The sequence below is a fragment of the Kitasatospora sp. NPDC023120 genome (assembly GCF_055560835.1).
Genome location: NZ_JBVHHY010000004.1, coordinates 87281 through 100790, shown reverse-complemented (window position 1 = coordinate 100790; position 13510 = coordinate 87281). Strand labels below are relative to the sequence as shown.

General features: G+C 72.5%; 14 protein-coding genes. 3 read left to right on the top strand and 11 right to left on the bottom strand.

Annotated elements, in window-relative coordinates:
- Positions 1 to 171: 171 nt before the first annotated feature.
- A complete protein-coding gene (locus tag ACZ3TI_RS07380) occupies positions 172 to 441 on the top strand; it encodes a hypothetical protein (RefSeq protein ID WP_465724384.1) in 270 nt (89 codons plus the stop codon).
- Between the two features lie 92 nt (positions 442 to 533).
- Here the strand turns inward: ACZ3TI_RS07380 and ACZ3TI_RS07375 are convergent, their stop codons facing one another.
- The 5 genes from ACZ3TI_RS07375 to ACZ3TI_RS07355 all read right to left on the bottom strand — a co-directional run bounded on the left by ACZ3TI_RS07375 (position 534) and on the right by ACZ3TI_RS07355 (position 3611).
- Entirely contained in the window at positions 534 to 1193 is a 660-nt protein-coding gene (locus tag ACZ3TI_RS07375) for a double zinc ribbon domain-containing protein (RefSeq protein ID WP_465724382.1), read from the bottom strand.
- Between the two features lie 95 nt (positions 1194 to 1288).
- On the bottom strand, positions 1289 to 1546 hold the full coding sequence (locus tag ACZ3TI_RS07370) for a hypothetical protein (protein ID WP_465724380.1): 258 nt from the start codon (positions 1544 to 1546) through the stop codon (positions 1289 to 1291).
- A gap of 213 nt (positions 1547 to 1759) precedes the next feature.
- Positions 1760 to 2707 carry a signal peptidase I gene (gene lepB, locus ACZ3TI_RS07365; RefSeq protein WP_465724378.1) on the bottom strand — a complete coding sequence of 316 codons (948 nt, stop codon included), beginning with the start codon at positions 2705 to 2707 and terminating at the stop codon, positions 1760 to 1762.
- Positions 2708 to 2770: 63 nt separating this feature from the next.
- Entirely contained in the window at positions 2771 to 3367 is a 597-nt protein-coding gene (locus ACZ3TI_RS07360) for a helix-turn-helix domain-containing protein (protein WP_350522648.1), read from the bottom strand.
- Between the two features lie 82 nt (positions 3368 to 3449).
- The gene (locus tag ACZ3TI_RS07355) at positions 3450 to 3611 is read right to left on the bottom strand and encodes a hypothetical protein (RefSeq protein WP_465724377.1); all 162 of its coding nucleotides are present in this window, start codon (positions 3609 to 3611) and stop codon (positions 3450 to 3452) included.
- Between the two features lie 270 nt (positions 3612 to 3881).
- On the opposite strand from ACZ3TI_RS07355, the gene ACZ3TI_RS07350 reads away from it, so the two are divergent.
- A complete protein-coding gene (locus ACZ3TI_RS07350; RefSeq protein ID WP_465724375.1) occupies positions 3882 to 5216 on the top strand; it encodes an NAD(P)/FAD-dependent oxidoreductase in 1335 nt (444 codons plus the stop codon).
- Positions 5217 to 5390: 174 nt separating this feature from the next.
- Here the strand turns inward: ACZ3TI_RS07350 and ACZ3TI_RS07345 are convergent, their stop codons facing one another.
- The gene (locus tag ACZ3TI_RS07345; RefSeq protein ID WP_465724373.1) at positions 5391 to 6071 is read right to left on the bottom strand and encodes a GOLPH3/VPS74 family protein; all 681 of its coding nucleotides are present in this window, start codon (positions 6069 to 6071) and stop codon (positions 5391 to 5393) included.
- A 354-nt stretch (positions 6072 to 6425) separates the two neighbouring features.
- Here ACZ3TI_RS07345 and ACZ3TI_RS07340 point away from each other — a divergent pair, with 354 nt between their 5' ends.
- Positions 6426 to 6818, top strand: coding sequence for a peptidoglycan-binding domain-containing protein (locus tag ACZ3TI_RS07340; protein ID WP_465724371.1), 393 nt, complete (start codon positions 6426 to 6428; stop codon positions 6816 to 6818).
- A 362-nt stretch (positions 6819 to 7180) separates the two neighbouring features.
- Here ACZ3TI_RS07340 and ACZ3TI_RS07335 read toward each other — a convergent pair whose 3' ends face one another.
- The 5 genes from ACZ3TI_RS07335 to ACZ3TI_RS07315 form a co-directional block, all read right to left on the bottom strand.
- Positions 7181 to 7780 carry a hypothetical protein gene (locus ACZ3TI_RS07335; protein WP_465724369.1) on the bottom strand — a complete coding sequence of 200 codons (600 nt, stop codon included), beginning with the start codon at positions 7778 to 7780 and terminating at the stop codon, positions 7181 to 7183.
- A 90-nt stretch (positions 7781 to 7870) separates the two neighbouring features.
- Positions 7871 to 9220 (bottom strand): DUF2254 domain-containing protein, encoded by a 1350-nt coding sequence (locus ACZ3TI_RS07330; protein WP_465724367.1) that lies wholly within the window; start codon positions 9218 to 9220, stop codon positions 7871 to 7873.
- Positions 9221 to 9279: 59 nt separating this feature from the next.
- Positions 9280 to 9558, bottom strand: coding sequence for a hypothetical protein (locus ACZ3TI_RS07325; protein WP_465724931.1), 279 nt, complete (start codon positions 9556 to 9558; stop codon positions 9280 to 9282).
- Positions 9559 to 9761: 203 nt separating this feature from the next.
- Positions 9762 to 11615: an RICIN domain-containing protein gene (locus tag ACZ3TI_RS07320; protein ID WP_465724365.1), complete on the bottom strand. Its 1854-nt coding sequence runs from the start codon at positions 11613 to 11615 to the stop codon at positions 9762 to 9764.
- A gap of 75 nt (positions 11616 to 11690) precedes the next feature.
- A complete protein-coding gene (locus ACZ3TI_RS07315; protein ID WP_465724363.1) occupies positions 11691 to 13421 on the bottom strand; it encodes an amylo-alpha-1,6-glucosidase in 1731 nt (576 codons plus the stop codon).
- Positions 13422 to 13510: the final 89 nt, after the last annotated feature.

Genomic DNA, 13510 nt, shown 5'->3' with positions numbered 1-13510 from the left:
TACGTGTTTCGGGCAGTGCGGACGAGCCTGGCCACAGCAATTTCTCATGGTCTGACCAGCTGTTCTTCTCATCCGCGCCTAGTATGCTCCACTGAATTTCTACAGCGATGTAAAAGTTTACCTACGGACCGCCCGGAGGCCGCGGCCCCGGACGCCCAGGGCCGAACCCCGGTGAACGTCCTGCTGATCGGCTCGGACAGCCGCGGCAACGGCAACAACGACCTGGGCGGCGGCGGGGACGGCGGCGCCCGGTCCGACACCGCGATCGGCAAGCAGAAGGTGGAGGGCCAGGCCGCGCTCGACTACGTCCGGGTCCGGCACGGCTCGGCGACGGCTCCGACATCGGCCGCACCAAGCGCCAGCAGGCCTTCCTCTCCTCCCTCATCAAGCAGGTCAAGTCCCGCCGACGACGACCCCTGCGCCAACGTCTCGTACGGCTGAGCGGCGGCCCACTCCTGCGGTCGACGGCGGGGCGCCCCCGGACCACCAGCCCCGGGGCGCCCCGCCGTCTCCTTCCCCAGGACCGCAGGGTGTCAGCGCCTCGTCCCGCAGGACGGGCAGAAGGCGGCACCGTCCGGGACGTCCTTGTGGCAGCTCGTGCACTGGACGGACTGCGCCAGCCGGTGGCCGCAGCCCGGGCAGAACGCCGTGCCGTGCGTCTCGGCGTGGCACTGCGGACAGACCAGCTGGCGCGGCGTGTTGACGTCGAAGGCGGCGCCCGACTGCTGCCCCGCCTTGTACGCGCGCTCGGCGACCGAGTCGTTGAGGCCGCGCTGCTGTGCCGCCAGCGCCTCGGCCGCGGTGTCCGGGGCGCAGGTGAAGCAGAGGCCCTGGGCCGGGTTGAAGCAGCGGCCGCAGACGTAGTGGGTGCACCGGGCGCAACGGTTGAAGTGCGTCTGGGCGTCGGCGATCGCGCGCTGGAAGGCGGCGTCCCGCGAGGTGCCCCAGGTCTGGCCGGCCAGGCCCTCGGCGGCGTTGCTGATGGTGTTGGCGTTGCCGCCGATGAGGTTCCAGGCCGCGCTGACGCCCTTGCCTATCCAACCCGCCACCTGACCGGTCCGGAACGCCTCGAACGGCGAGCGCCAGGTGTCCGAGCAGCGGTAGCAGTAGAACTCGAACTGGAAGCCCGCACCGGTGCCGTGCTGCTCGCACAGGTCGCGGTGGTTGCTGCTGAAGTAGATCTCCGAAGTCACGTCGTCCCCGGTCGCTGAAGTGGCATGTCGACAGTTGCTCGCAGGGACGACAGGACCCGTCCGACGGTTCCGCCGAGCGTGGGCGAAGGAGCTGCTCAGAGCCCGGAGACCGGCAGCAGCAGCACCCGTGCGGGATCGAACCGCTCCCAGTACGCGGGCTGCCCGCTGCGGCCGACCCGCAGTCGGCACCAGCGCCGGCCGGCCGCGTCCTGCCACCAGCCGCTGATCCGGCCGAGCGCCCACGCGCCGTCGCCGAGATCCACCTCGACCGGCTGGTAGACCCACTGGACGTCGCGGTCCGCCGGGTCCGCCGGCTCTGCGGCGCCCCGAGGACCGCACTGACTCTCCATCACGGCTCCGCCTCCCGACCCGGCCTCGGCCGCGGCGGCCACCCGGTGCGGCCGCCGCGGCCGGAGCTGCAGCTCACCTCCTGAACTCTACAGGCGTGTAGAGAACGATGGGAGGAAGTTCCGCCGAAGCCGATCAGCCCGACCGATCAGCCCCGACCGGGCCGACCGACCCGGCCCGGCCCCACCGGTCAGGTCGTGCCGGTCAGGTCGTGCCGGTCAGGCCCGGCCGCCCCTGCGCAGCGGGCTCCGAAGCCGCCGCCGACGCCGCCACAGCGCCACCGGCACGACCCCGGCCAGCGCGAGCGCCTCCGGCGCGGCCGGCGACTCGACCGGGGCCCCGGTCGACCCCGCCGCCCCCGACGGCACCTTGTCGAAGGTGTCCGGCACCGGCAGCGTGGACCAGTTCGACAGCGGCCACGCCACCACGAACGCCCGGCCGACGACGTTGTCCACCGGCACGAAGCCGTCCCCGGTCTCGTTGTGGTGCCAGCGGGAGTCCCGCGAGTTGTTGCGGTGGTCGCCCATCACCCAGAGCTTGTCCTCGGGCACGGTGACGGTGCCGATCGGGTCGTTGTCGCAGGGCGTCGCGCCGGGGAACAGGTACGGCTCGTCCAGCGCGACGCCGTTCACCTTCACCGGGCCGCCCGCCTCGCACTGGACGGTGTCCCCGCCGACCGCGATCACCCGCTTGATCAGGTCCTTCTCGTCCGCCGAGGGCATCAGGCCGACGGTGCTCAGCGCCTTCTGGACCGTGCCCATGACACCGTCACCGGAAGCCGTCGGCGCACCCTCCAGCCAGCCGCCCGGGTCACGGAAGACCACCACCTCACCGCGCTCGGGCTTCGCGCCGAACCACGGGGTGAGCTTGTCGACCAGCACCCGGTCGCCGATCGCCAGGGTCTGCTCCATCGAACCCGAGGGGATGGAGAACGCCTGCACGAAGAAGGTCTTGATGCCGAGCGACAGCAGCAGGGCGATCACCAGCAGGATCGGCAGCTCCTGCCAGAACGGGCGCTTCTTGCGCGGACGCCCCGCCTCCCGGCCCGGCGCCTCCTCCGTGCCGGTACCCCCGCCCGCGACCGCATCGGTACTGCCGTCCTCGGCCCCGTCGCGCTCCCCGGCTCCGCCGCTCTCGCCGGACTCCGCGCTCTGCTGCACACTCATTTCCTCGGCCCCTCCCGACGGCCTGACGGGAGCCACAACGAAGACCCCCTGTCAGGAACGAACCTACCGAACAGAGGTTCCCGGGCGCGCCCTGACGTGCATGCGCTCGCCCTGCGGGCCGAACAGGCTGAGGAACTCCACCGGCTGCGGGCCGGCGTTGCCGAAGGCGTGCGGGGTGCGGGTGTCGAACTCGGCGGCCTCACCTGCCGTCAGCACCAGGTCGCGCGACCCGAGCACCAGCCGCAGCCGACCGGACAGCACGTACAGCCACTCGTAGCCCTCGTGGACCTTCAACTCCGGCTCGGGCTCGGTGTTCCGGCCCGGCGGCACGATGTGCTTGAAGGCGTGCATCCCGCCCAGGTGGCGGGTGAGCGGGATGATCGTCTGGCCGTTCCTCGTCACCGGGCGCGGGTGGATCCGCGGGTCGCCGGTGGCCGGGGCCCCGACCAGCTCGTCCAATGGCACCCGGTACTCCCGGGCCAGCGGTAGCAGCAGCTCCAGGGTCGGCTTGCGCTGGCCGGACTCCAGCCGGGACAGGGTGCTGAGCGAGATGCCGGTCGCGGCGGCCAGCTTGGCGAGCGTGGTGCCGCGCTCCCGGCGCAGGGCCCGCAACCGGGGGCCCACCGTGGTGAGGACGTTCTCGAACTCTTCGTCGGCCATGCCTGCCATTTGCCGGTACGGCAAGGGCGATTGTCAATCCGGCAGCTGGGTGAGGCCTGGGCGGTCGCTCCGCCTGGAGTGCCTAGTGCTCACCGCGTCGCCAGATCAGCGACCAGTGCTCCTGCACCGACCGCACGAACGGGTCGAAGCCGTCGGCGAACGCCCACACCAGCACGCTCCCCGCCCCGCCCAGCAGCAGACCGATCGCCACCGCCGCCACCACGATCCTCACGATCGCCCGCACCCCGGCCCCCCTCCCGCCCCCGTCATCGGAAGGATCCCCCGGCGCGCCGCGCTTCCACCCAACGTCCCTGTACCGAAGCCGAGTTGTCACTCTTGGCACTTCCTCGGCCCCACCGCGCGCAGCCACCGCGCCCATCACCCCCCACCCGGCTGCACGGACGGCCCCCGACTTCCTCCCGGCCGGGCATCTCGTCAACGGCAGCCGGGTGCAACGGCGTTCGTCCAGGTGAAGCGGTTACGGAGGTCCGCCCGCACCACTACCCTACGTGTCATGACTTCTTCGGAGACGGCCCCGGGGCGGGGCACGGCGGTGGTGATCGGCGGCGGGCTGGCCGGGTTGGTGGCGGCCTGGGCGCTGCGGGGCCACGCCGAGCGGATCGTCGTGGTGGAGCGGGACCACTACCCGGCGGAGGCGGCGTTCCGGGCCGGGGTCCCGCAGGGCCGGCACGCGCACCTGGTGCTGGAGGCCGGGCACCGGGCGCTGGAGGAGATGATGCCCGGGATCAAGCAGGAGCTGGCGGCCGCCGGTGCACACCGGGTGACCACCTCGGAGGTCAAGTGGCTCAGCTCCGCCGGCTGGATGGCCGACTACCCGGCGCGGATGGCCTTCCTCTCCTGCACCCGGCCGGTGCTGGACAAGCTCGTCCTGGACCGGGTGCGCACCGACTCCTCGATCGAGTTCCTGGAGGGCACCGACGTGGTCGGCCTGCTCGGGTCGGCCGGGGCGGTGACCGGCGTGAAGGTCCGTGAGCGCGGCCCCGAACGCGGCGAAGTCCGCGACGTCCCCGCCGAGTTGGTGGTGGACGCGGCGGGCCGCTCGACCTCGGTGCCGAAGTGGCTGACGGAGCTGGGCTGCCGCCCGGTGCCCGAGGAGCGGGTGGACGCGGGCGTCGCGTACTCGTCCCGCCTGTTCCACCGCCCGGCCGGGGTCGACCTCGGCGCCCATGCGGTCTACCTGCAGACCAAGGCCCCGGACGCACCGCGGATGGGCGTCCTGCTGCCGGTCGAGGGCGACCGCTGGATCGTCAGCCTCGCCGGGATGCGCGGCGCCGAACCGGAGCCCGGAGCGGAGGGGTTCACCAAGCACCTGGCCGGACTGCGCGACCCGCTGCTCCGCGAGGCTCTGCGGGACGCCGAACCGGCGGGCGAGGTACGCGGCTTCCTCCCCGGCCCGGGCATCCGGCGGCACTACGAGCGGAGTTGCCCGGACGGCCTGGTGGCGGTCGGCGACGCCGCGAGCACCTTCAACCCGGTGTACGGCCAGGGGGTCACCGTCGCCCTGTTCTGCGCGCAGGCGCTGCGCCGCACGGCGCTGCGGCACGGCGGCATCGGGCACGCCGCGGCCCGCGACGCCCGGCGCGCCGTCGCGGCGGCGTCCAAGAACCCCTGGGTGATGTCCTGTGCCGAGGACGCCCGCTTCGCCTCCACCACCGGCGCACCGACCGGCGCCCTGCTCAGGCTCCAGCACCGTTTCCTGGACAAGGTGCTGGCCGGCGCCACCCGCGACCCGGTGGTCACCGCGGCCTTCCACGAGGTGCTGTCCCTGGTGGAACCGCCCTCGCTGCTGTTCCGCCCCTCGGTCCTCGGCGCGGTCCTGCGCGGCTGACCCGCCCGGCAGCCCGCAGCGGCTCCGCTGCTCCGCCGAGGAGGCCCGCGGTGGTCGAACTGCTGCTGTAGTCCCGGAGGCGCGGTCGCGACGGGCCGCGCCGGCCCCCGGCCCGCCCGCCTCAGGACGGGCGGGGCGGCGGGCCGGGTCTGTTCACCCGTCAGCCGCCGCCCGTCAGCCGGCCGCCGCCGTGGCAGCCGTGGCGACGGTCACGGCAGCGATGGCCGCGATGGCGACGCGCATGTTCCGGATCGCCTGACCGACGGACTCGCCCGCCCAGTCACCCGCGGCGATCTCCGCGAAGCGCAGCTCGACCCGCGCCCGGGGCAGGTCGGGGAAGGCGAGACCGTGCAGCCGGGCGGCGTGCAGAAGGGCTATCAGGGTCGCGGTGCGGACGTCGGGCGCCTTGTGGTGCCGGATCACGGCAGCCAGCCGCCCGCGCAGTTCACGCTCGACGGAGCCGTCCGCCTCCGGGTAGCGCCGGACCGGGAAGAGGCCGAGGACCCGGTGGCGCTCCTCGACCACCAGGCCTCGCTCGCACAGCCGCTGCACGGCGGCACGGACCGCGGTGGGGTGGTCCTTGGTCAGCCAGTCCGCCGCCTTCGCCTTGCCGGGAGCCTTGCGCCCGATCCACTCGGCGAGCCGCTCCAGGCGTTCGTCGAGCAACGGGTCGCCGGTCGGGGTGCGGTCGGTGACGCTGAGCCGGCCTTCGTCGACCGCGATCCGGCCGGCCAGCGCGAGGTCGGCGAGGAGACCTCCCGTCACCGCCCATCCGGCGCTAGAACTGTCCTTCGCCACACCGGACTCGTCGTCCAGCGAGAGCAGCATCAGCTCCTCGGCGAGGGTGACGTGCATGTGCCCTTCCTTTCCCTGTTCGGACCGGCCACCCCGCAGCGCGCCTACCGGCCGCCACGCCCGGGTGTCCTCAGCCAGCAACGCCCGCCCGCGCGGCCCGGTTCCCGACGCACCCCGAATCGGCTCGGCGTGGAACCCGTCCCACGCCGACCGCGGGAATTGAGCCGTTCCACGATTCCGGTCGCCATTCTCCCAAAACCCAGATCAGCGCCGTGAGACAGCCGTGGGACGGATCCGTCCCCGTCTCACACGGCATGTGACGGGCGTTCGCCCTCCTACCGTTGGCGATGGCGCCGGGATGCGACCCGGCGCCTGCCACACCGCACGACATGCACGAGAAGTTGGGAACGCACCATGAAGCTGAACACCAAGGCGGCCCTGCGCAGGGGAGCGGCCACCGTCTCCGCCGCCCTCCTGCTGGTCGGCATCGGCGCCTCGGCGGCGAGCGCCCAGCCCGGCGCACGCTACGTCCGCTACGGCGACCGCGGCGCCGCCGTGACGTGCGTCCAGCTCGCACTCAACCACTGGAACTCCCACCGCGGCCCCGGCCTGCCCCACCCCGAGCTGGGCCTGGACGTGGACGGGCAGTTCGGTGACGAGACCCTTCGGGTACTGAAGGCCTACCAGAGCGCCCAGCACCTCGACGCCGACGGGATCGTCGGCCCCCAGACCGGCGACCTGCTCTACTGGGCCCACCTCCACCCGAGCGACCCGTACTGCTACTCGGTCCTCCCGACCAAGCCCTGACGCCGGCCCCGATCCCGGGTTCGGGCCCGGACCCGATCCCGGGATCACACCCACCCACCCGCCGCCCGTCGGCCCTCTCCTTCCCGGGGAGGGCCGACGGGCGGCCGTCGTCGGCGCGGCTCGCACCGGCGCCCGCCACAGCGCGCCGCATGCCGCAGCGCGCCGCACGCCGTCACGCGCCACGACCCGCCGTCACACGAACGACACCCGATCCACGCAGAAATCCCGCACCGGCCGGGTGTCGCGAACACGTTCGATCTGCGTACGCTCGCATCCGATCCGGTCCGGCCTGCAGGGGGTGTGGCAAGTCACCGCCGGGATCCCGGTCATGCCGCACGCACCTACGGAAAAGATCCCATGAGTTACTGCACGCCCTGCCGGCGCCACCTCAACGGCGCGCTCTCCTGCCCCGGCTGCGGCCGGGCCGCCGAGCCCGCGACCGGGGAAGCAGCGCACGACCGATCCACCCGCCCGAGCGAGGCCTCAGCCACCGCGTCCGCATCGCCGCGCCGGTCGGCAGGGCGGTCGGCGCGGCGGCGGGGCGGCCGGACGCGGGGCACGGTCGTGGCCATGTCGGCGGCCGGGGTGGTGGTCTGCGGGCTGGCGACCGTCCTGCTGGCCGGCGGAAACTCGGACGGAGCGGTGACCCCGGCCTCCGCGGGCACCGAGTCACCCTCGCAGAAGACCGCGGCCACCCCCAGCGGCCCCGCCTCACCGGCGCCGACCACAGCGGCACCCACCACGGCCCGGCCGCAGCCGTCGGCCACCACCACCCGTCCCAAGCCGTCCGGCAGCACGACCTCGGCCGCGGCGTCCGCCTCGGGCCAACCCGCACCCTCCGCCTCCCCGCTTCCGGTGGACCCGCCCGCGAACCCCTCCCCCGGCACGACCAAGCCGAACACCGGTCCCGCCCCCTCCGCCACCCCGCACCCGACCACGCCGACACCCTCACCGAGCTGCACCCGTGTCCTGCTCTGGTGCACCTGAACCGCGCCACCCCCGGCCGCCGAGGCCCGCACGCTCCGGCCGACCGGCCGGCCGCTTCAGGCGCGTCAGCCCCGCGCCGCCAGGCCGGCGTGGACGGCGAGGAGGGTCAGGTAGCGGCGGTGGATGTCGGCCCGGTCGGCCGGCTCGGTCACCGACTCGCGGCTGAGGCGTTCGATCATCTCGCCCTGGTCGAGGAGCACCTGGCGCTGCCGCTCGGTCGTCGTCTCCGACATGATCTCCGCGAGGGCGTCGAGCTGGCGGATCAGTACGGCCGGCATGCCGGGGGCGGCCTGACGGATCTTCTCGAAGGCGCGCTGGACCAGCCGCTCGTAGCTCACGGGGGCGGTCATCACCCGGATGTGTCCGGTCTCGTCGCGGTGGACCGGATTCGGGTGCCAGCGGGCGGCGATCCGGCACAGGCCCTCGCCGAGCCAGTCGACGCAGGTCAGGGCGGTGAAGGTGTCGTTCACGGCCGTGGACAGCGCCCGGATGGCGATCTCCACCAGCTGGTCGACGGCGAAGGCGATGTCCTGGGCGAGCGTCCGGGTCGAGCCGGTGATGTGGGCACGGGCGAAGCTCCGGGCCACCTCGGGCGCCGCATGGGCGGGCCAGACCGTGGCGAGCTGGTGCCCCTGCACCAGGAAGTGCCCGGGCCGGTGGTCCAGCCGGATGACGGCGTCGAGCTCCGCCGCCATCCCGACCAGCGTGCGGTGCCGGACGAACTGCAGGTAGCCGCTGGCCGGTGCCGGGACGGCCGCGCCCTCGGAGTCGAGCCGGGCGTGCAGCTCGGCCGCGGACGGCCCGGTGGCCACCTCGCCCGGTCGCGCCGGTTCGCCCGCACCCGCCTCGATCGCCTCGGAGAGCTCCGCCGCGATGCTGGCGATGACCCTGGGCAGCTGGATGGACGTGGCGATGTGGTGGATGAAGTAGATCAGCACGGCCAGGTCGGCCATCACCAGCGCCATGCAGACGGTGATGGACAGGTGCGGCACGAGGTCGCCGTGCGATGCCGGTCCGATGACGACCAGCGAGAGGATCGCGTACACGAACGTGCCGACGAAGGTGCCCAGGGTCAGCTGGGTGGTGCGGTCCCGGATGAAGGTCCGCAGCATGCGCGGACCGAACTGGGTGGAGGCCAGGGTCAGCGTCACGATCATGATCGAGAAGACCACGCCCACGACGGTGATCAGGGCTGCCGCGATGGCGGCGAGCGTCTGCCGGGCGGCATCGGCGGTGCCGCTGATGACCCAGGACGGCAGGGTGAGGTCCCCCCGGTAGGCGGCCCGGTCCAGGGACCAGGTCACGACGAACAGCACCGCGGCGAGCACGACCTCCAGGATCGGCACCACCCACAGGTTCGTCCGCAGCGCCTCCCGGCGCCACTGCGCCTCCAGGTGGACCCCACGGATCACCACGCCACCTCCCGTCCCTCCGGCACGTCCGCCGGCCCCCATCCCGGCCGGACATTTCCACCCTAAGCGGACGCCACCCGCTCCGACCAGCGGAAACAACGGGCCATCAGCCGACCGGAGCGGTGACGCGCCGAACCGAGCAGGGCGGGCGGGCGCCGCCCGGCTACTCGACCTCCCCCGGCCGGAGAGACCGAGGCGATCACGATGAGCAGCGGCACCAGGGTCAGGAAGAACAGCGCTGCGAAGGCGAGTGACCGGTGGAACAGCTCGACCTCGATGCGGGGGTCGGGGACCTCCTGGACGCGGACATCGCGTCGGCCCTGCCAGGTGACTGCTCGCATCGCTGTTCCTCCGTTCGACGGGATGGCCGGGTGTCGAGTGGGCAACCGGTGGAGGTCGCCATGTCGGCGGCTACCCGTCCCGCCGGGTGAAACCATCGACGCGGCCTCGGTGAAGGCGGTCCGCGCCGTGGTCGAACGCGTGTGAGCCCGACCGGGCCCCTCCCCCGGCCGGGCTCACACGTTCACGGGTCAGGCCAGGGCGGTCAGGCTTTGCCGGTCAGGCGCCAGATCTGGTTCTTCTTGGTGCTCAGCACGCTCGCGGGGTCGCAGGTCCACTGGTGGACGAGGGCTCCCGGCGTGGCCGAGACCCCACTGACGTCGACGCACTTGCCGCTGTGCACCGCGACGAGCTGGTAGTCCTGGCCGCTGCCCAGCGCGGTGACCGGCTGCAGCGTGAACATCTGGTTCGTCCCGCCGCCGCAGGTCCACTGGATGACGGCGGCCCCGTCGGACGGGGAAGCGCCCGAGACGTCCAGGCACTTGCCGCTGTGCTCGTTGACCACGGTGTAGGTGTTCGCCCGGCCGGCGACCGGCTTGAGATCGAGCATCTGCTGGTAGCCGCCCTCGCAGGAGTACTGCTGGTACTGCGTGGCGTCGGCGGTGCTGAGGTTGGTGTCGTCCAGGCACTGACCGCTGTGCTGCGCCACGGCGACCGTGGAGACGGTGGTGTCGGACGGGGGCAGCAGCGTGACGGTGTAGCCGTCCGCGGCGTCCGTCCACGGCACGCTCACCGAAGCCGAGCTGCCGTTGACGGTCAGGTTCTGGTCGGAGACGGTCACCGGCCCCGTCACCGCGCCGCCGCCGTTGTTCGGTATGCGCTGGACGACCGCGCGCACCCGGCCGTTCTCCACCACGGAGGTGGTGTCGAGGCGGTTGAGGTTGACCGTGACGTTGCCGGTGTTGCCGTTGCTGCCCAGCAGGATCTTCGCGTTGCGCGCGGCGTTGTCCTTCGTCGCCACCCCGTCGGTGTTGGTTCCGGGCGTGAGGTTCACGATGTTTCCGGTCTGGGAGCCGTAGAACCGGTAGAGGAACCACTCGCCCTTCGGCAGGTACTGACCGGAGCTGTTCTTGGTGAGCAGGTTGGCCGCGTAGTCGTGCAGGCCGGGGCCCCCTCCCCAGTTGGAGCGCATGCCGTCGGCGCCGGCCCGCTCCAGGCGGCTGATGAACCAGCCGCCGCCACCGGGGTTCTGCTGCTCGAGCCCGGCGTACTCGTTGATCTGGTACGGACGGGTGTTGGTCAGGCCCGCGGCGGCGAGGGTCGCGTTGGCGTTGCTGACGGCCGGGACGGGGTCGTGCGGGATGGCATGCCAGCTGTAGATGTCGGGGGCGACGTTGTTGGCCTTGACGTGGTTCAGATAGGTGGTCCACCAGGTGTTGGAGGAGTTGGGCGGGTTGGCCACGCTGGGGCCGACGATGAGCTGTCCGGGAAGGTTGGCCCGCACGGCGGCGTAGAACCGCGACCACATCTGCAGGTACTGGCTCTGGGACCGGCCCCAGAAGCCGCTGAGGTCCGGCTCGTTCCACAGGTCCCACTCCACCGTCATGTTGTTGGCCTTGACGTCGGAGATGAGCTGGTTGACGAAGCTGTCGAACTTGGTCCAGTCGCCGTTGTCACCGGGGAAGGGCTGGGTGGTGGTGCCGTCGGCGCCCCACAGGTCGTGCGGCAGGATGACGAACGTGCCGCCGAGGGCGGCGGTGCGCTTGTACTGGGCGAGGGTGGCGTTCCAGCGGGTCTGGTAGTCGGCGAGGCTGGTGGCGTATCCGCCGCCGTTGAGCTGCGCGCCGCCGGCCCGCATGAGGTGCCACTTGATGTCCTTGAAGAAGTGGTCCGGCGGCTGCGACCCGTCGGGGGTCAGCCCGTAGATCATGCCCGAGGCGCGGTAGTTGGGGGTGCCCCCGGCGGTGGAGAAGTCGACGGCGACGGAGGTGCCGGCGGCCTGTGACGGGGTGGCGGGCCCCAGGGTCGTGGCCAGTGCGGCGAGCAGGACGGCGACGGTGGAGGCCGCTCGTCGTCGGGTGCGGGTCGTCGGCCTGGGAGGTGTGGTGGGTGACCTCATGGGGCGGCTCCTCTGGGTGGGAGTGCGGTGAAGGTGCCGGGGCCTGTCGGTCCCGGGGCTCGGGGAGCGGGCCGGTCAGCGGCCGGCGCGGTGGGTGTGTGCCTCGGCGAGGAGGAGGTAGCTGCTGGCGGTCCAGGTGTAGGCGCGGTCGCGGAGTCCCTCGCCGGTGAGGGCGTCGAAGTTCTCGGCGAATCCGGAGGTTTCGCACAGGGCGCGGAAGCGGGCACTGATCTCGTCGGCCAGGTCCACGTGCCCGGCGCGGCGCAGGCCGTCCTCGATGAGGACGGTGGCGGGTGCCCAGATCGGTCCGCGCCAGTAGCCGTCGGACCGGTAGTGGGGGGAGTCGGGCCGCTCGGTGGCCAGTCCGTGGGTGGTCAGGTGGGTCTCGATGAGGGCGGCCAGGCGGGTGCTGATGTCGGTGGGCAGGTGTTCCCCGAGGACGACGGGCATCAGGTCGAGCAGGCTCTGGCTGGTGGCGGCCGTGCCCGTGCGCGGGGAGCGGGCCTGGAAGCGTTCGCCCGTCCACAGCTCCTGCACCACGGCGGTCCGGAGCGTGTCCGCCGCGTGCCTCCAGGCGCCGGCTTCGTCGGGGCGGTCGAGTTCCGCTGCCACGTCGGCGAGTTCACGCAGCTGCAGGATCAGGAAGGCCGAGAGGTCGGCGGTGATCCGCAGGCGCCCGGGGTCGAAGGTGGTGGCGTTGTCCCAGCCGCTGTCGTTGCCGTGCTGGTAGTGCGGCAGCGTCCGGCCGGGTGCGCGCCGGGAATCGAGCCAGAACCTGGTCCACCGTTCGAGGCGGTGGTAGACGTCGGTGAGTTCCGCACGGTTCAGCGGGTGCGGCAGGCGTCGTCGCAAGTGACTCAGGGCCCAGCCGTGGATGGGGGGTTTGACGAAGTTGTAGAGGATCTCGGAGTGGGTCACGGAGTCGGGCAGTGCGCCGCTCTCGTCCTGGTGGTCGAACATGATCCGGAACTGGTCCCAGGCCAGCTCCGGGGCTCCGGGGGCCAGGGCGAGGGCGTTGAAGCAGTGGTCCCAGCTCCAGACCTTGTCCATCCAGTGTTTGGACATCAGGACGGCGGGGCGCTGCAGGAACCCGGCCGGTGCCACCGTCGCGGACCACACCACGTAGGCGGCCAGTTCGGCGGCCGGAGTGTCCGGGGTGCGCCAGGGGGTGACGGCATCGGCGAACGCGGTGAACACCCGGGCGGCCCGCTCGACCGTCCGCTCGTGCGTGTCCGACGGGACGTAGGACGGTCGCGCGGTGTCGAGTTCCTCGATGGCCGCCTCCCAAGAGCAGTCGCCGGTCACCGTCAGCCCGCGGTCGGCCTCGCCGAGGGATTCGACCCCGCGGACGTCCGCTTCCTTCCCGGCGAGCACGGTGATCCGGTAGCGACGGCCGGTCTCGTAGGACGTGAAGACGTAGGAGCCGTCGAGCGGGTCCTGGAAGAAGTACGTCCCGCTGAACGGTGTGAGCCGGTCGGCCGAGGCGCAGATCCGCAGGCGCAGGCCGGTGCCGCGCAGCCGCAGGGTGTCGGCCGACTGGTAGGTCATCTCGATGTGTCCGTCCTGCCCGGTCCAGGTCAGCTGCCCTGCTGTGGCGGTCCAGCGCGTCTCGACCCGCTCGCCCCGCGTGCCTGCGACGGGAACGAAGCGCAGGACGGGGTGCATGCCGCTCTGATGGGAGACCAGGTGCAGGTCCTGGGAACGGACGTGCTCGGAGGTCACGGGTGAGACGCCGAACCAGGAGCCGTGGCTGCTGAAGGGGATGTGGTGGATGTTGAAGGCCGGGCCGGTCGGGGCGTCGGTCATCGCAAGGTGCTCGTTTCTGGTGAAGGGCGCGTTCTGCCGGCCGTGCGGCGGCCGGGTTCGCGGGTCCGCCGACGGGCAGGGTTCCCCGG